The 19,704-nt window shown below is 62.0% G+C and carries 3 protein-coding genes; 2 read left to right on the plus strand and 1 reads right to left on the minus strand.

Going from position 1 to position 19,704, the window contains the following annotated elements; translation table 11 throughout:
* Positions 1-223: 223 nt before the first annotated feature.
* Entirely contained in the window at positions 224-16,417 is a 16,194-nt protein-coding gene (locus AC1DWA_RS25685) for a non-ribosomal peptide synthetase (RefSeq protein WP_477917190.1), read from the minus strand.
* 192 nt (positions 16,418-16,609) lie between these two features.
* On the opposite strand from AC1DWA_RS25685, the gene AC1DWA_RS25690 reads away from it, so the two are divergent.
* Positions 16,610-18,469: a DUF4012 domain-containing protein gene (locus AC1DWA_RS25690; RefSeq protein WP_387405410.1), complete on the plus strand. Its 1,860-nt coding sequence runs from the start codon at positions 16,610-16,612 to the stop codon at positions 18,467-18,469.
* Between the two features lie 182 nt (positions 18,470-18,651).
* Positions 18,652-19,683 (plus strand): iron-siderophore ABC transporter substrate-binding protein, encoded by a 1,032-nt coding sequence (locus AC1DWA_RS25695; protein WP_047889948.1) that lies wholly within the window; start codon positions 18,652-18,654, stop codon positions 19,681-19,683.
* Positions 19,684-19,704: the final 21 nt, after the last annotated feature.

Below are 19,704 nucleotides of genomic sequence, written 5' to 3' on the forward strand. Positions count from 1 at the left end.
AGATCGCGCCGATGATGGTCCGAGCAGCCTCGAAGAGCGCATCAACGGACGGGACACCGATTTCAGAGCTGATGGAAAAAAGGGAACCCAACATACGATCCTCCGGAGATAGTTTCTGAATGGCTTACTGCCACAAGGAAAATGCTACGGGTTCTACTTGTGGAACGGAAGCATGGGGACCCCGGGTGTGACAACTCCGGACCAAAGTCCCGGCACCGCAGATCTACTGCACCCCAGCATGATTGCTCTCCCCCGCTTCGGATTCGACGCCTTGAGGATTGTCGACGAGGACTTTCGCAACACTCGCCAAAGCCTCCATGCTCGACATTTCCGCGTGAGAGCAGTCGACCAGGTACGCCCGCAGCGGCCCCACCAGTTGGGACCATTTTTCGACCAGGTGACGATGTTCAGGCAGATCATGCTGCGCCACAAACAATTCCACTGAGCCGGAATAGCGCCGCGGCGTGTGGTCCCGAACGATTCGCGACAGTTTTTCAACCCGCCCCACTACGGATTCGAGAACCGTATCGGAAAGGAAATCCATACCGGTCTGCCTTCGGATCTCTGCCGCAACGTCTACGAAAGTCAATGCTGCAGTTTCAGTTTCAACCTCAGCTAGTCCGATCTGTGCAAACAGTTCGGAAGGTTTCGGAGCCGCTTGTACCGATGGCATCATCTCCGGCAACAGCGCGTCGAGCATGACAACCGAACCGACCAGATCGCCCGTCTCTTCGAGTTGGCTCGCCATCTCGAGCGCGATCGTTCCACCGGCAGACCAACCCAGTAGATGGTATTCACCCGACGGCTGCACATTCCGTACGGCATCGACATACCCCGACGCCAACTCCGCCACCGTGCCGGGTAGCTCACCTGCACCCGTTGCCTGGATGCCGTATACCCGTCGACCTTCGAGCTGACCGACGAGTCCGACGTAGCACCAGGCAATTCCGCTGACCGGATGCACACAGAACAACGGCGGCCTTAGGTCATCAGGATTGCCGCCCAACATGACGATCGTGTCCAGCGGATCCGAATGGAACGAATCACCCTCCACGACGTCGGCATGAACGAGATCCATCCGAGAGGCAAGCTCCGCCACAGTTCGATCGGTGAAAATCCATTGAACCGGGAAATCCCTGTTCAGGGTCTCACGCAAGCGCGAAGCCACTCGAACTGCACCCATGGATGTCCCGCCGAGCTCGAAGAAGTCGTCGTAGCGGCCCACCGATTTCGCGCCGGTCACGCCCTCGAATGCCTGTGCCACTTGACGTTCGGTATCCGAGACGGGTCGATCCACACTCGCCCCTACCTGCGGCGAAGGAGCAGGAAGTGCCGCTACGTCTATCTTCCCCGAAGCGAGCAACGGGACCACTCCCATCACCGTCACCGAAGAAGGCAGCAGGTGCTTCGGCAGCAGGCCGGAGACAAACCCGCGAAGCTCCGATTCCGTCACCGAACCGTTTTCCGCCAGCGTTACGTACGACCGGAGTTCAGCGGATCCGTGCCCGTCGTCAGAGACGACGGTAACCGAGAAGATCACTGCTCCATGGCTTGACAGAGCCACGTCGACCTCCGCCGGTTCCACGCGGACACCCCGCACCTTCACCTGTGCGTCGTTGCGCCCCAGGTACTCGAGCGCTCGGTCGTGACGCCTACGACGCACGAGGTCACCCGTGCGATACATCCGAGTCCCCACCGCATAAGGATTGGCGACAAAACGCTCGGAAGTCAGACCCGGAGAGGCGACGTACCCTCGTGCCACATTCTCGCCGGCGAGGAATAGTTCTCCCGCAACGCCATCCGGAACCGGTCGGAGCCTCTGATCGAGAACAAACGCCGTCGTGCCAGGTACCGGGGTGCCGACGGTGACGTCCCCGTCAGTGATCCGCGCGGAAATCGATGCCGCGATCGTTGATTCGGTCGGTCCGTATCCGTTGACGATGCGATGTCGGGGTGACCACGCCGACGCAAGGCGGGCAGAGAGCGGCTCCCCCATCGATTCGACGATCAACGGTTGCACTGCATCCGGATCGACTGTGGCCAGGACCGTTGGCGTCACGATCAGATGTGTGACGTCGGCAGCGATCAGCAGATTCGTGAGTTCCTCTCCCCCGTAGACGAAGTCAGGAGCCAGAATCAACGTTCCACACCCTGCCGCCGCCAGAAGAATCTCGATCACCGACGCGTCGAAGGTCGACGACGCCAATTGCAGGACTCGGGGGCCACGATCGAGCTCGGCGATCTCGGCGTGCGCGGTGTAGACGTTCATGATGCCGCGGTGTGAAACCTCGACACCCTTGGGTCTTCCCGTGGAACCCGACGTGTAGATGACGTAGGCGAGGTTGTCGGGATGAGCCGGCGTTGCCGATACCTCGACAGCCCCACCAGCAGTGCAGGATTCATCCATCGCCACCCACTCGACGGAGTCCGGCAAACTCTCGGATGCACCTCGCGCTGTCAAACCGACAACCGAACCGCACTCCTCGACCATCGTCTGTCGGCGCGCTGTCGGCAGCGCCGGATCGAGCGACAGCCACGCTGCGCCTGCCCGCGCTACCGCCCACAGCGCAACGATCCACAGATGCCCGCGACCGAGCGCAACGGCCACCACGTCATCGGGTCCGATTCCTCGGACCGCCAACTCGCGAGTCCAGTGCGACGACTCCTCGTGCAGGTCGCGATAGGTCCAGCGCCTGCCGTTCTCTTCCAGCGCGATGCCGTCGGGTGCCTGCCGCAGCGCGCGTTCGAAAATGTCCGCAATCGTCAGCGGTTCGACGTGTCGAGGATTCGCAGCCGTCAGCGCCGAGCGTTCGAGACCGGACAGCAATTCGATCTCCCCGACCACGATCTCGGGTTCACCTGTCACTGCTTCGGCGATACGTGTCACCCGCTGCATGAACAGTTCCGCCGTCGACGCGCGGAATCTGTCTGTGGCATACAGCAATCGAATCGTCAGACTGTCACCGGTGTCGACCAGGTCCCACGTCAAGTCGTAACCGGTCGACGACCCTGTCTTGTCGATGTCGAAGACGGTGATGCCGTCGATCTGCGGCACGTCGAGCGCTCGCCGATATGCCAGCATGACCGTGAACAGGGGATGCTCGTTCATCCTGCGCGGCGGATCGACCTTCGCAACTACATCGTCGAACGAGACGTCCGCGTTCGCCATTGCTTCCAGATCGACACGGCGAACCTCGTCCAGGACAGCAGCGAAGCGGTCGGAGGAGTTGATCCTCGTGCGCAATGCGACAGTACCCACCATCATGCCGGCCACGCTCAGCAGCGCCGGATCGTTCCGCAGACTCACAGCTGCTCCCACCACGACGTCGTCTGTGACGCACTCGCGAGCGAGCAGCACGGCAATCACGCTGTGGACAACCATGAATACCGTAACGCCATGCGAACGAGCCAACGCCGACAACGCGTCGTAGATGGCGCCGTCGAGGACTTCCGTCACCATCTCGTCGGATCGTGAAGACACCGGACTCCGGGGGTTGTCGACGGGTAGAGCCAACACATCCTCGACGCCATCAAGTGCGTTCGACCAGTAGTCGAGTTGCCGATGCGCCACGCTCAGAAGATCCTCCGGATCGCCCAAGCTCTCTCTCGCCCAGAGACTGTAGTCGCCGTAGCTGATCCCGCCGGCGGAGCGATCCCATTCCCCTCCGAGCACCCTCGCCTCGAAGGCTGCCGCGAAATCGGCAAGGATCGGGCCCATCGACGCACCGTCGATTGCGATGTGGTGAACAACCAGTACCAGGACAGTCAATCCTGCAGAATCGGCTCCAGCTTTTTCGCTGAACACACGCACACGGAACGGAACATCTCGTTCGAGGTTGAACGGCACAGTCGCGAAGGCCGAAGCGCTCGCACGGATATCGTCGACGCACTCAGCGGTGAGATCGACTGCAACAGAGTCTATTTCATCCTGTTGTGGACCGAGTTCACCCGGAACAAACACAGTTCGCAACACGGCATGGTGATCGACGACGTCGCCGAGGGCGCTGCTCAAGACCGAACGATCGATGTCGTCTGCCAGGACCGCTGCAAACGTCAGGTTGTACGCAGTCGATTCCGGCTGAAGCTGATTGATCAGCCAGAGTCGTTGTTGCGAGGGCGCCAGCGGGGCCGGCATACCGGGATCACGTCGAGTCAGTTCGCGGCGCTTGCCATCGGACGCGCTCGCCGACAGCCACTGAGACATCGCTCGCGGCGACGGATTGTCGAAGACGGCGCGAACAGGCACATCCCGCGCGAAGATCGAGGCGAGTCGACCTGCCACCGCTGCTGCGGCCAACGAATCACCACCTGATTCGAACAGGTTGTGCAGAGCGCCGAAACTTCCGGACACGTGTTCCGACATGACAGCGGTGACGAGTTCCTCCGAAACCGTCACTGCTGCATCGGGCGCCTGGCTCTCGAACACATGGCGCCGCAACGCATCTGCGTCCAGTTTTCCATTCGTCGTGAGCGGGATCGACTCCAATACGATCACGCGGCCGGGCATCAGATACGCAGGCAACATCGCGGCCAACTCGATTGTCAGCTGATCCGCCTCCACACCATCGCCAACCGCGCACGCAACGGCGATCTCGTCGACGAGGACAACCGCCGCAGCCTCGACGCCCGTGCACCGCCGCAGAGCTGATTCGATTTCGGCAGGCTCGACGCGGATTCCTCGCACGCTCATCTGACGGTCGGAGCGTCCGACGAATCCGAGCGTGTCATCGGTGCGGCGGTGAACCAGATCACCGGTCCGATAACGGCGGCGTCCACCTGGTGCTGCGACGAACGAGCTGGCGGTGCCGGCGGGATCTCCGGCATAGCCCATCGCAAGCCCGGGCCCGCTGACGTACAACTCACCGATCCCGGCCCACGGCACCGGACGCAGTCGCGTATCCAGTACCTCTGCACCGATTCCGGCGAGCGGAACTCCGATGGTGACCCGATGATCCACCTCGGCGACGGTCGTGACCACCGTGCATTCCGTCGGTCCGTACGCATTGAGCATTCGCGCGCGTCGACTCCACGCACGCGCGGTGGAAGGTGAGAGCACATCGCCACCGACCGCAACCACCTCCAACGAGTCGAACCGCTCCGGAGCCATGGTGTCGAGTACGGCCGGAGTGGACAACATGTGAGTGACGCCGCGTTCTGCGACAAATTCTTCGAGTGCCCTTCCGCCGAAAGCCTCCCGAGGAGCGACCGCCAAGGTAGCCCCGGCGCCGATCGCCAACATCATCTCGAGAATCGCCGCATCGAACGTCGGTTTGTAACCGTGCAGCACAACCGAGTCCGAAGTCACGCCGTACTTCCGGATTGCGTCGTCGGTAAGAAGGCCCAGTCCTCGGTGGGTGACTGCAACGCCTTTCGGTTCACCAGTCGACCCGGACGTGTGAACGACGTACGCTACTGAATCCGGATACTGCCGACCGGGAACGGGGCTGCGGTCGGAGAGCACTGTGCGCAGTTGCTTCAGCCGTGCCGGCGGCAGGTCGGGGTCGATCGGCACGAATGCCGCGCCCGTTTTCGAGATCGCCAACATTCGGACCAGGTACGCGATAGTCCGTACCGCCGGAATCTCGTACACGGCACCCGGTCCTGCGCCCCGAGCCACCAGTTCCCAGGCTTGGGCATCCGAGGCAGAGTCGAGTTCGGCATACGTCACCGTGCGCTGTCCGTCGTCGAGAGCAATGTTGTCAGGGAATTGCGCCGCTGTGGCAGCGAAGATCTGGGTCAGCGTCCGGGACGAATCGACCTCGACAGCAGCCCAACTGGGCGCCGCGCCCACCGCGAGATCCGAAACGAGTACTGGCACATCCTCGGCCATCGAGGTGAGCACTCTCGACAGTTGTCGAGCAACCGCGTCGGCGCTCGAAGGATCGAACGCGCTCGCAGCATAGATGAGCGCTCCGGTCAACGATCCGTCGACAGCGGGTGCGAGCGAGACGTGCATGGGGAACTTCGYAGTCGCGGTCTCGATTTCGCGAGCCTCGATAGTGAGACCAGCCACCTCCACGGCAGGGATCGCGAAGTTCTGCAGACCCAGCGCAATCTGGGGGGTTCGTCCGCCGAGCAGCTCACCAACCAATTCGGCAAGAACAGAGCTGTTTTCGAATGCTGCCACATCAGCATCGAAAGCTGCACCCAACAGAAGGTCGATCGGCACGTCCCCGTCGATCCGAAGGCGAAGAGGCACCGTATCCACGAACATGCCGACCACGCCGTCGAGCTCAGGCGTACGCCGTCCGTCGACAGCTGTCGCGATCACGACATCGGGATTTCCACTCAGCTTGGCAAGCACCACGGACAACGCCGCATGAACCACCGCAAACAGCGAGACCTTCGATCGATCGGCTCGCGCCTGCAGTGCCGAGGTGATGACGGCTGGAATCACGAAGTTCACTCGCTGCGCTACGGAATCCGGCCCGCCATCAGAATGATCCACCGTCAGCGGCGACACAGATGTCACGCCGTCGAGCGTTCGGCGCCAGAACTCCTCGACGACAGGGGAAACGTCACGTGCTGCCTCCCACGCGGCAAAATCCCCGTACTGGATCGGCAGCGGAGACCATTGCGGATCCAGTCCAGCTCGTCGCTTGCCGTAAGCGGTCAGCAGGTCGCCGACCACCGTTCGCATCGACACCCCGTCGACTGCGATGTGATGAAAGCTCACTGCCAGAACGTGCCTGACCGGTGACACCTGGAGCAGCATCCAGCGCACCGGCAGGTCTTCCGCTACATCGAAACCGCGCGAGCCGAACTCTCGCAGCAGCACCTCGACCTCGATGTCGGCGACCAGTCGCGTTTCCATTGTCAGGGGGGTCGGAGGATCCACGACCTGAACCGGTGGAGTGCCCGGATACCGGGTTCTGAGGACGTCATGACGGCCCACAAGATCCGTCGCTGCGTGACGCAGCGCGGGCACGTCGAGTTCACCGTCGATCTCGATGCAGATCGGCAGGTTGTACGCACCGCTCGACGTGTTCCGCTGGTTCAGTACCCACATCGCACGCTGGTTCCGTGACAGAGGTGCGGGCGTTGGGTCGCGGCGCGGTTCCAGTCTGACAACATCGGTCGCCGGGCCACTCTGCTCGAGCGAATCGATCCGGGCCGCCAACGCCGCAACTGTTGGATGCTCGAACACGGTCCGGAGCGGAACAACCAGCCCAAGGGAACTACTCAAGAGCGAGGTAACCTCCGCGGCCGACAGCGAGTTGCCGCCGAGCGAGAAGAAGTCTGCGTCGCGGTCGTCCTCATTCCCGCCGAGCACCGAAGCAAAAGCTTCGGCAACAAGGCGTTCTGTGGCGGTGGCCGGCCCCTGTGCACGGGAAGCATCCAGTGTCGGCGCCGGGAGACGGGCGAAGTCGACCTTGCCGTTCCGCATCGGAAGCTCGCCCTCGATTTCGACGATGACATGCGGAACCATGTACGTCGGAAGGACTTCTGCGACAGCGGCGCGAAGTTGACCCGTGTCAACTCTTTCGGCATCCGAGCTTCGCACGTAGGCGACCAACAGAGGACTTCCCCCCTGGGCCGACCGAACCCCGGCGACGCAGAAATCGACGTTCGCGACAGACTGAATGACTGCCTCGATCTCACCCGGTTCGATCCGGACACCGTTGACCTTCACCTGCACGTCGGTTCGCCCGAGATAATGCAGGCGATACGTATTGCCTTCAGATTTGGGGCTTTCCGGCTTCCACATCACCAGATCGCCGGTCCGGTACATCCGGGCTCCTGAACTGGTTGCCACGAATCGTTCCGCGGTTCGGGCCGGTTGGCCGGCGTAACCGCGCGCGAGCATTCGACCGGAGAGATACAGTTCACCGGCGACTCCCGGCGGCACGGGTTCGAGTCGATCATCGAGCACGACGGCGTCGACCCCGGCCAGTGGATACCCGACGGATCCGTCGTGAGTGTCAGCTGACAGATGGTCGATCGACAGTGGTTCGGTAGCAAGCGAATACATCGCGGACTCGGCAGGTCCGTATCCGTTGATCACTCTGCGTCCGGCTTGCCAGCGCTTCGCCAACGCACCGCCGAGTCGCTCGCCCCCGAACATCACCGTTGCAAGGTCCGGCAGCGACGGATCGCCGATCGAGGCGACGACAGTAGGTGTGGCGCACAGATGAGTAATTCGCTCGCGCCTCAGTGCTGATGCAAGTCCCGAGCCGAACAGTTGGTCGTCCTTCGCCAGAACGAGCGTCGCCCCGGACGCACTCGCGATGAGCACCTCGAGCAACGTCATGTCGAACCCTGGCGCTCCGCGATGGAATACGCGCGAACCTGGACCAGCCGAGAATCGACGGGGCAGGTCTTCGGCGATCACGCCGAGCCCGCCGTTGGTCACCACCACGGCCTTCGGAGTTCCAGTCGTTCCTGACGTGAAAACTACGTAGGCCGCGAGGTTCTCGGAATGCTGTCGCACCCAGTCCGCGTCCTGCTCACCAACGGCGTCGAGGCCGCAGACCGCGCCGTCGCCCAGTGCTTCGAGGACATCGCGTACTCGCGCCTGCGGCTGTTCCGGGTCCATCAATGCCGGAGCTGCACCGACCTTCGCGATCGCCCACAATCGCACGATTGACGCAATGGACCGATCGGCAGTCCAGGCAACGACGTGGTCCACTCCGACTCCCCCGGAACGCAACTCGTCGGCTGCGACGTCCGACTGTGCATCGAGGTCTCGGTAAGTGAGTGTGTTGCCCTCAGCTTCGACCGCCACGGCGTCCGGAGCGAATTCGACGCCGTATCGCAGCATCGAGGCAAGCGTCGTACCGGAACACCGAGATGCATCGGGCCGGTCGACCGCGCCGTGTGCGGGGACGAGAAGAGCTCGCTCCGCACTCGTCAACAGGTCGATTCGCCCTACCTCGACGTTGGGGTCGACAGACACTTGATTCAGTAGGTGCTCGAACCGACCCGCAAAGCTCGATACCGTCAGATCATCGAATAGATCAGCGTTGTACACGAATTCGAGACCGAGACCGCCCCCGATCCCCTCGTCTGTCACGTTGAGCTGCAGATCGAAATTTGCTTGCCTGACATCGGGCGAGATCTGAGTGACGGACAACCCCGGTATGGACCACGCGGCGGAATGAGTTGTCTGGAACGAGAGCGCCACCTGGAACAACGGATGTCGCGAACGCGATCGCGGTGGGTCGATCAGGTCAACCAGCGATTCGAAGGGCATCTCTGCGTGCGCGAACGCCGCTACGTCTCGCTGACGAACCTGCTCGACCAACCGGCCGAACGACTTCGACGGATCGACTTCGGTCCGAAGAACAATCGTGCCGGCAAACATGCCGACCAGCTCGTCGAGTTCAGGTGTGACGCGTCCGGACACAACAGTGCCGACAGCTACGTCATTGCTGCCGTTGTACCTCGCCAGCAGCGCCGCGAGTGCAGCGTGGACAACCATGAACATGGTTCCGCTGTTCGATCGTGCGAGTGCTTGAAGGCTCGTCCGTACCGAACCCGAGATCTCTACCCGGCAACTCGACGCGCGGGCGGACGTCGAACGCGGACGGTCCAGGGGTAGCGTCACCTGCTCGGGAAGGCCTTCGAGAGCATGCTTCCAGTAGCTGGATACCGTCTCGGGAATCCCCGATTCCCGTTGCCATGCGCTGTAATCGGAGTATTCGAGCGCGAGCGGCGACCACGTCGGAGCTTGCTGGGCCGAGCGAGCGATGTACGCCGCCGTGAAGTCACGTACCAACAATTCGAGCGATCGAGCATCGGCGGCAATGTGATGGACAACAACAGCCAGGATGTACTCGTCAGGCGAAAGCTGGAGAAGTGCCGCACGTACGGGCGGATCCACGGTGACATCGAAGCCCGAACCCACCAGTTCTGCAACACGATTCTCGGTGTCGTCGCCGGCGAGCGCCTCGAGTTGAAACAGCGGCATCGCGTCCTCGGCGTCGAGCACCGTCTGAACCGGACGCTCGCCGACAACCGGGTATACGGTCCGCAGAGTGCGATGACGGTCGATCAGGTCGCGAATTGCCAGTTCGGCTGCAGCTACGTCCAATTCACCCGTCAGGCGTAACACGATCGGAATGTTGTAGCCGGAGGATTCTGTATCCAACTGATTCAGAATCCACATTCGGTGTTGGGGAGCCGACAGCTGCACCTCCGCAGTGCCTGGGCGAGGTACCAAAGTCAGACGAGGTACCAAAGACAACGGAGACGCTTGCCCCGTGCCGATTCGGGCGGCAGCGATGCCGGCGAGCTGATCGACGAATGGGTGCTCGAACACATCGCGGACGTCGAGGTTGCAGCCCAAAGCGGAGTTCAGGCGCGACGAGAGACGGGTGGCGATCAAGGAATTGGCCCCTTGATCGAAGAGATTCCGGACCGGATCTATATGCGGAACTTCCATCAAATCGCTCAGAATGGCTGCAACTGTCTGAGCGAAGAAGTCTCGCGACTGCCGAGACGGCTGCACTTGCGAAGTCGGGTCCGGCAGTGATGCTCGGTCGATCTTGCCGTTGATCGTGACCGGCAATGACGCAAGCGGCATCAAAGCCGACGGGACCATATGTGCGGGCAACAACGAACGAGCAGTCCGCAACACACTGTCGAGGTCGTGTCCGTTCTCAGGGGTGATGTAACCGACCAAAGTCGGCCCACTGTCGAGTTCTCTCACCACCACCGTGGCCTGCTCCACCGACGTGTGAGCCAACAGCGCGGATTCGACCTCGCCCGGTTCGACGCGGTAACCGCGCAGGGCCATCTGACCGTCGGCGCGGCGAACATATTCGAGTCGACCGGCTCGCCGACGGACCAGATCGCCGCTGCGGTACATCCGCGATCCTTCGAATCCGGGTTCAGACACAAATCGGGAAGACGTCATCCCTGGTTGACCCAAGTAGCCTTCGGCCACCTGCGGACCGGCAACGTACAGTTCGCCGACAGATCCCGGCGGGACGGGCTTCAACGACGCGTCGAGCACGTAGCTGCGAAACCCTGGTAGTGGGGACCCGATCGGCGAGACAGTCTCGTTACCGGAGATGAGATCGAAATTGGTTACATGGACCGTGGTTTCGGTGATTCCGAACATATTGACACCCCGCACGTCCGGGTGCCGATCGAACCAACCCTGCACGCGCCCGACGTCGAGGCGATCGCCGCCGAAAACAATCGTCCGGAGCGGAAGCAGCATTTCCGGCGTAACTTCCGCCAACGCATAGAAGGCGGCCGGGGTCTGATTCAGAACGGTGACTTTCTCCCGCACAATCAGATCCGCGAATCTTTCGGGAGAGCGCGCGACGTCACCGTCTACGATCACCAGGGATCCGCCAGTGGTCAACGCACCCCACATCTCCCAGACCGAGAAGTCGAATGCGTGCGAATGAAACATCGACCACACGTCTTCGTCGCCGAAGTCGAAGATCTCGCGAGTCGAGGCCAGCAGAGCCAACACGTTGTCGTGAGTCACCACCACACCTTTGGGCGCTCCGGTCGATCCGGACGTGTAGATCACGTAGGCGGCGGCCTCCGACTGCGGAACAGGCCAACCGCCCGTCGCGTCAGCCGTCTCGTTCACGAGGATGACAGCTTGCTCGTACCCAACGAACCGCCCAGCTGATTCGTCCGTCGACAAAATCGCTTTCGGGCCTGCATCGGCAAGTACGTAGTGGATGCGAGCGTCGGGATACTGCAAGTCGATCGGTACGTACGCAGCGCCCGCGCGAACGACGGCGAAGATGGCTACGACGAGGTCGACCGATCGAGGCAGGGCGACCGCCACGCGATCCCCGACTCCAATTCCTCGATCGATCAAGACGGCGGCAAGGCCCTCCGAACGAACTCGCATCTCTTCATAGGTGACGCGAGTATCGCCACTCGACACCGCGATTGCATTCGGATGCCGGGCTGCGACGGCCCCGAAGAGGTCGGGCAGCGACTGCGCGACAATCGAAGGCCCCGGCACCCAAGCCAGCAGTTCTTCGCGCTCCGCAACGCTGAGAACATCGATGTCGCGCAGCATGATTGACGAGTTCTCGGTAATCGAGTCACATACTCGACGCAGTCGCTCGACCCAGCTCTGTACGGTGCCCGCATCGAACAGATCGGCGGCATATCGGAAAGTGCCGCGAATACCGCTCGCGTCGCCGTTAATCGTACGATCCTCGCGCACAGTCACTTCGAGGTCGAAGCGAGGGTGCGCGGGAGGTAGCGGAGTGCCGTGGGCCGTCAAAGTCCCCACCGCGATCTCGGAATCCGGTGTTACCGGATCGACAGCGAGAACAACTCTGAGGAAGGAATTCTTGTCGCCTGCGGCCCCACCGACCGCGCGGTCGACCACCCAGTCGAACGGGACGTCGGCATTGGACAAAGCTGCCACGTCAGCCTCGCGTACCCGACTCAAGAACTCACCGAAGGTGTCTCCGCCGCGAAGGAGCGTTCGCAGCGCCACGGTCCCGACGAACATACCGACGGCGCCGTCGAACGAAGGGTGTGTTCGGCCGGACGTCGGGGTTCCGATGACCACATCGGACGCACCGGTGATCTTGCTCAGCGCAATCGCAAGGCAGGCGTGCAACACCATGAAGGTTGTGCAGTGATGCGCTCGAGCGATCTCGTTGAGCGCCGCGTGGACGGGCGAGGGCAATTCGAAAGTCACGTCCCGAGCCGACGACGGTTGGTCCGGCCGGCGGGATCTGTCCACGGGAAGCGCAAGAGTCGGATCAACGCCGGCGAGTGCGTCGGACCAGAATTCCAGCTGGCGACCTGCCAAGCTCTGGGGATCTGCAGGATCACCGAGAATGGTTCTGTGCCAAGCGGAATAGTCGCGGTAGTCGAGCGCGGGCGAAGGCCAGATCGGCGACCGTCCGTCGGCGCGAGCGTCGTACGCGGAGATCAGGTCAGAAACGATCGTGGCGAACGAAAGGCCGTCCAAGGCTATGTGATGCGCAACTACGGTCAAGCGGTGGTCGGCATCGCTGCCGGAGGTGAGGATCAAACGAAGCGGCGCATCGGTCTCCAGGTCGAAACCTGCCGCAACCAAATCCGCTGACGCAGCCTCGTAATCCTCGGACGGAACCTCGATCAGAGTCACCGGAATCGCAGTCGCAACTTGGATCGGCCACGTGTCGTGATTCTGTTCGAACGAGAACACGGTACGCAAGACGAGATGGCGATCGGTCAGGTCGGCTACCGCCGCCCTCATCGCCTCTGTATCCAGTGCACCACTGAACGCGACCTCGAACGCGATGTTGTACGCCGACGACTGGGGATCGCGACGGTTGAGCAGCCATAGACGTTGTTGCGCCGGAGCGATTTCGACGGTGACCTCGTCCGAAATGCGCTCGGGCTCCACCACCCAGTCCGCCCGGTCCTCACGAATCTTCTGGGCCAGACGCGCCGGAGTCGGGGCGCCGAACACGTCCCTGACACCAACTCGTCTACCGAGTGCAGAACTCACGCGCGCGGCAACATACACGGCGTCGAGGGAACTACCGCCCCAGGCGAACAAGTCGGAGTGCGGTCCGAGAACTCCGACGCCCAGGACCTCGGCCATCACCGAGGCAATCAATTCCTCGTCGTACTCGATCGGACGGTGCACGGTCGAGTGCTGTTCGGCGACCGCGGACCATGTCGGTTCAGGAAGCGCTGAACGGTCTGTCTTTCCGTGGCTCGTGACGGGCAACGCTGCCAGAATCGTCACCGAACCCGGAAGCATGGAACGTGGAAGTAGTGAAGCCAGATGTTCGTGGACCGCCTTCTGACTGAATAGATGAGCAGTGCCGTCCCCACCTTCGGCCGCAGTCACGTACGCCGCAAGCGACCCGGATCGCCCGACCACCGCTGCTTGCGCAACACCGGGAGTCGACAGGAGCACAGCCTCGATCTCGCCCAGTTCGACGCGTACTCCACGGATCTTGACTTGTTGATCAGAGCGGCCCAAGAACTCGAGCTGACCGGCATCGTTCCATCGCACGACGTCGCCGGTGCGGTACATGCGCTCGCCGGCACCAGTGGCACCAAAGGGCGCCGCTACGAAACGCTCCGAGGTCAGCGTCGGGGAAAGGTACCCGCGCGCCAGTCCTGGTCCCATCACGTACAGCTCACCCACGGCGCCGACCGGAGTCGGACGCAACCACGAATCCAACACCACAGCGGCAACGCCGTCGATCGGACGCCCGATCGGAGTATCACCGCCAGGCTCGAGTGGCTCGCTCATGAATGCCGCGACGGTCGCTTCACTGGGTCCGTACGAATTAACGATGTCGACATGACTCGACCACACATCCACGAGCGCCACCGGCGGTCGCTCGCCGCCGACGTTCAACACGCGAAGATCCGGCAGTTTCCGAGGATCCATCGTCAGCGGAACCGATGGTGTCGAGATCAGGTGCGTGACACCCTCGAGCCGCAGATAGTCTTCGAGGTCCACTCCGCCGATCAATCCGGGAGGAACGATCACGGCGGTCGCGCCGCAGCCGTGAGCAAGCAGAATCTCGAGGATCGCCACGTCGAACGAGGTAGCTGCCAGGAGCGCGACGCGGGAGGAACTATCGATGTTCAGTCGCCTGGCGTGAGAACGCAGCAACGGTGAGATACCTCGGTGCGTGACCGCGACGCCCTTCGGCCGTCCGGTCGACCCCGACGTGTAGACCACGTAGGCGGTGTCGTCCAGGGACACGTCGCCTGAAGACGAACCGGTCCCCGCGCCTCGATCGATCGGCCCATCGACGGTCTCGTCTTCCCTGGGGTCGACGACGCAGACCCAAGCCGGCACGTTCACGAGTTCGCCGCCGACCACAACGGACACGTCGGCGTCGTCGAGGATGAAAGCGACACGCTCGGAGGGTGTTTGAGGATCCACGAAAAGAAGGGCAGCACCAGCCCGCACTACTGCATGAAATGCAACTACGGAATCGGTCGAGCGCTCGGTGAGGATCCCGACGACGTCACCTCGTTCGACGCCGTTCTCCACGAGCAAGGCGCACAGTGCATCCGCGCGAGCGCCGAGCTGGTCGTAAGTGACGTCCACACCTTGCTCGCGGATCGCGACGGCGCTCCCCTGCCCTGCGCCGCCTCTGACGACCGAATCGAGCGTCGCGAATCCGTCCGTCCGCGGACCTAACGCGGGGACCAGATCCTTCGCTTCGTCCGTCGAGAGGATGCGGAGGTCACCGAGCGCACGGGTAGCCGAGTCGAGGAATCCCTCGAGAAACCGAACGAACTGACGATGATGCATCGCCAGGTCACGTTCGCTGTAGAGGCGTGGATTGGCTTCGAAGGACAGGCGAACGTTCTCCCCCGCGATCGACGGATAAATGCTGAAGAACAGATCTTCGGTGGGTCCGGATGTGAGGACGTGAAATTCGCCGACGACGTCGCCGAGCCGAATGGCTTCGTGAAACATCATGACGTTCACGGCCGGGCCCGCCGCCTCACGGGATCCGCCCTGACCCTCCTGGAAGCCCATGTCCTCGTAGCGGAATCGCTGGTGGCGTAGTGCACCGGTCATCTGAACCGAGATCTGACGCACCAGTTCTTGTGGCGACAGATCCCGTTCGAGTTGCGCACGAACAGGCACGATGTTGGACAGCATCCCACCTGAACGTTTCGACGTCGCCGTGGTGCGGCCGGACACCGGCAAGCTGAGGACTACGTCATCGGAATCAGTCATGCGGCCGAGATAGGACGCGAATGCACCGACGAGGACCGCCACCTCGGACGTAGTCCACTCGGTCGCGACATCCGAAAGCTGTTTTGCAAGAGTTGGATTCAGTGTCCGCACCATCATGCGCTGCGGCATGGACGTCAGGCCGGCGCCGTCGGCGAGGCGAACCGGGCGGGGCAGTCCTTCGGACATCTCCGTCCAGTACTGCTTGTCCGATCGATACCGCGACGAGGATCGGTAGTCGACGTCGAGGTCATGCAGTGCACGTACCCCGAGACCATCGAAAGGAGTCAGCGTCTTGCCATGAACCAGATGCGAATAGCGCTCGGCCACCCGCGCGGTGAGTGTCATCGCCGCATGTCCGTCGAGCACGAGATGATGGGCGTGCGAGTACCAGAAATAGTGATCATCTGCCAGATGAAGCAAAGTCGCCGAGATCAGGCGGTCAGACATCACGTCAAGTGGCCGTGAGTATTCCGCAGTCATCCACTCGTTCGCGCGCTGAACCGGGTCGTCGTCGCTGCGTAAGTCGAGGTATGCGAGACCGTCGACGATCGAGTGATCGACAATCTGCGCCGGCTCGGCATCAGTGGCGACGAGGCGAACGAACGGCGACTCCAATTCATGACATGCCGTGTTCGTTGCCTCGATCAGAGCGTCGACGTCAACCGGTCCTCGTAGCTCCACGTACTGAGCCACCACGAACGGAGTTGACGGACTCAGTTGCTGCGCAAACCACRGCGCGAGCTGAGCCCGAGACAACGGAAAAGCACTCAACCCGTCACCTCACATTTCACCAGCCTTGTTTTTCACGAACATTCGATGGCTGATCACGTGAATCCATGGGAGCGAACACCACGAACGGCCGAACCGAACCCTACTGTCTCGTCTAAGTTTTCACCACTGGGCCAACACTGCTAGACATGTCGACGCAGCTTTCACGCACTCAAACGTCAGGAGCTTCAGCGGATGAACAACGACACGGTGGGACCAAAGTCCGACGACGATTTCGGGGCTGAACCGAGCGGCTCCAACACCATCCCACCGAGGGGCCCGGAGCGCGAACCGAAGAGGACGGTCACACTGCCGGGAGGCCGTCGAACTGCACTCGCAATCACGGGAACGGCACTGGTGGTGGGCGGTTTCGTGGCCTGGCTCGGGTACACGGCATACGAGGCGAAAGACAACCTTGAAGCAGCTCGCGACCATGCACAATCGGCGAAGAGTGCACTTCTGGCCGGGGATACCGGGGTCGCAGAGTCCACCGCGGCGGAAGCCGATCGAAATGCATCCGCAGCGTACGACAACACCCATTCGCTCCCCTGGAACATCGCCGCCGCAATTCCGGTCATCGGGTCGCCCTTCGACACGACGCGTCAGATGACCGAGGTCGTTCAGGGACTCACGCGTGACGTTCTCGGTCCCGCTGTCACTGTCGGAACTTCACTCGCACCAACGGAATTGGTCCAGCCTGGTGGACGCTTGGCACTCGCACCGTTACGCGAAGCGGAACCGAAATTGGCCGAAACAGCTATCGCCGCGGAATTGCTGTCGTCGCAGGCACAGGAAGTTCGCGAATCGAAGTACCTGGGCCGAGTTAACGATGCCAGAGCAGAATTGCAGTCGCAGACAAGCGAACTGGCTACCCTCCTGACGAACACCGCCACCGCGGCGCGCATCGCACCGGCGATGCTCGGCACCGACGGACCGCGCAATTACTTCATCGGTTTCCAGACCAATGCCGAAGCCCGAGGAACCGGCGGTCTGTTGGGTGGATACGGCATCGTCCGAGTCGACAACGGCGCCGCACGGGTGGACACGCTCTCCCCCAACTCCGAACTAACACTGGACAATCAACCGATAGACCTTGGTCCTGACTTCAACCAGCTGTACGGAAACAGTCGCCCGACCACCGATTCTCGCAACAGCAACCTCAGCTCGCACTTTCCCTACGCAGCGCAGATCTGGCAGTCCCTGTGGTCACAGGAGTCCGGGGGTGAGATGGTCGAYGGTGCGATAGCGACCGATCCGATCGCCCTGAGTTACATCCTCGAAGCGGTAGGACCGATCAAGATGCCCGACGGAGAGTCGGTCACCGCCGACAACGTCGTGGAACTGACCGAGTCGACTGCGTACGCTCGCTTCCCTTCCGACAACAAGGCACGAAAGCAGTATCTGCAGACAATCGCAGCTCGTGTCGTGGAGAAGATGACCGGGAACATCAAGTCGCCGAGCGCACTGCTGGAAGCTCTGGGCAAGGGCGTCAGCGAGGGCAGAATCGCCGTGTGGAGCTCTCACCCCGACGAACAATCGGTTCTCGCCGACACCGTCCTCGGGCACGCCATTCCCGATGATGCCGCTCCGTACGCCGGTGTAGTGATCAACAACCAAGCCGGCAACAAGCTCGACTACTACCTCACACGAGAAATCGACTACACAGCCCAGACGTGCACCGGCGACACCCGAAAGACAACGGTCACCGTTCGACTGACAAACAACGCGCCCGACGCCGACCTGACCGAATATGTCAGCGGGATCGTCGACAACCCCGGACGACTACCCAAGGGCACCAACGTGGCTGCAGTCACACTACTGGCAACGACCGGCGCCAAACTCGACGCAGTCTCCGTGGGCGGGCAGATTTCGTTTGCCGTCAACGGAACCGAACAGGGCCACCCGGCATTCATGACAAGGGCCGTCATTCCGCGAGGGCAGACCGTTGAGCTGAAGTTCGATCTGACCGAGCCAACAGCCGAGGGCGAAGCTCGTGTCCCTGTCCAGCCGCTGGTCGATGAGCCGAAGATCACGGTCGACGTGCCTACCTGCTGAGCCTGACCGGCAAACGTCGACGGATCCCCCTGGCGTGTCGGCGTTTGCCGTCGCGTGAACTTTCAAGAGATTTGAAACTTTGGCAAAGGCTAGCCTATGCTTCCTGACGCGCCTGGAACCGGCCGTCGGCTGCGATCCGTCGGAGTCTCACTCCTCGGCGCATCGACAACGGAAGGTTCCCCATGCGATACGCCCGTGTGCGCTCACTTCGCCGAACTGTGGCCCTGAGCGGATTGGTCATTGCCGCCCTGGTAATCGGCGGATGCAGTAACAACGACACCGCAACCGAATCGAGCAGCAGCGACTTCGAAACCGTCACCATCGAAAGTGCGCTCGGAAACGCCGTCATCACCGAAAAGCCCGAGCGAATCGTGACTCTCGGTATGGGGTCGGCGGAGACCGTGATCGCGCTCGGCACGATCCCCGTCGGCGTCGAAAAGTACGCATGGGGCAGCGACGACACCGGATATCTGCCGTGGGTGCACGAAGCGGTCACGAAGCAGGGTGGCGAACTGCCAGAGCAGTTCACCGGCGGCACCGACCTCAACATCGAAGCGATCATCGCCCTCGAGCCCGACCTGATCCTCGCCCCCTGGTCCGGCATCACCCAGCAGCAGTTCGACTCACTGAACGCGTTCGCGCCGACCGTCGCCTACGCCGAAAGCCCGTGGACCATCACGTGGGAAGACCAGATCAACGTCATCGGCAAAGCCATGGGCGAATCCGAGAAGGCGACAGCCGAAATCGACAAGATCAAGTCGCAGTTCGCGGAATCGACTGCAGCACATCCGAACTACGCCGACGTCAGCTTCTCCTTCATCTACAACACGGGCCCAGGAACCCTCGGCGTCTTCTTCGCCGAAGAGCAGCGCGTGGCCATGGTCCGCGCACTCGGCTTGCAGGTGGATCCCGTCGTCTACACCTTGACGGAATCTGAAGGAACAGACTCCGCCGTCATCGGCCTCGAGAACGCAAACCTCCTCGACAAGTCCGACCTGCTCTTCACCTTCTACTCGGACCCGGCCAATCGGGCCGAGATCGAAGCGCAGCCCGCCTACAAGGCCATCCCCGCTGTGGCTCGGGGAACTGTCATCGCTCCGACCGAACAGCCCTTCGTCACCGGTTCCTCGATGATCAACCCTCTGACCGTGCCCTGGTCGCTCGAGCGCTACGTGCCGATGATCGACGAGGCAATCGCAAAGCTGAACAAGTGATGTAGATCAGCATCGCGCGAT

Source organism: Rhodococcus sp. P4_F3_2 (assembly GCF_056401335.1).

What these genes read in the sequence shown, in the direction of transcription:
- AC1DWA_RS25695 (WP_047889948.1), top strand. Translation starts at nt 18,652, where the DNA reads ATGCGATACGCCCGTGTGCGCTCACTTCGCCGAACTGTGGCCCTGAGC.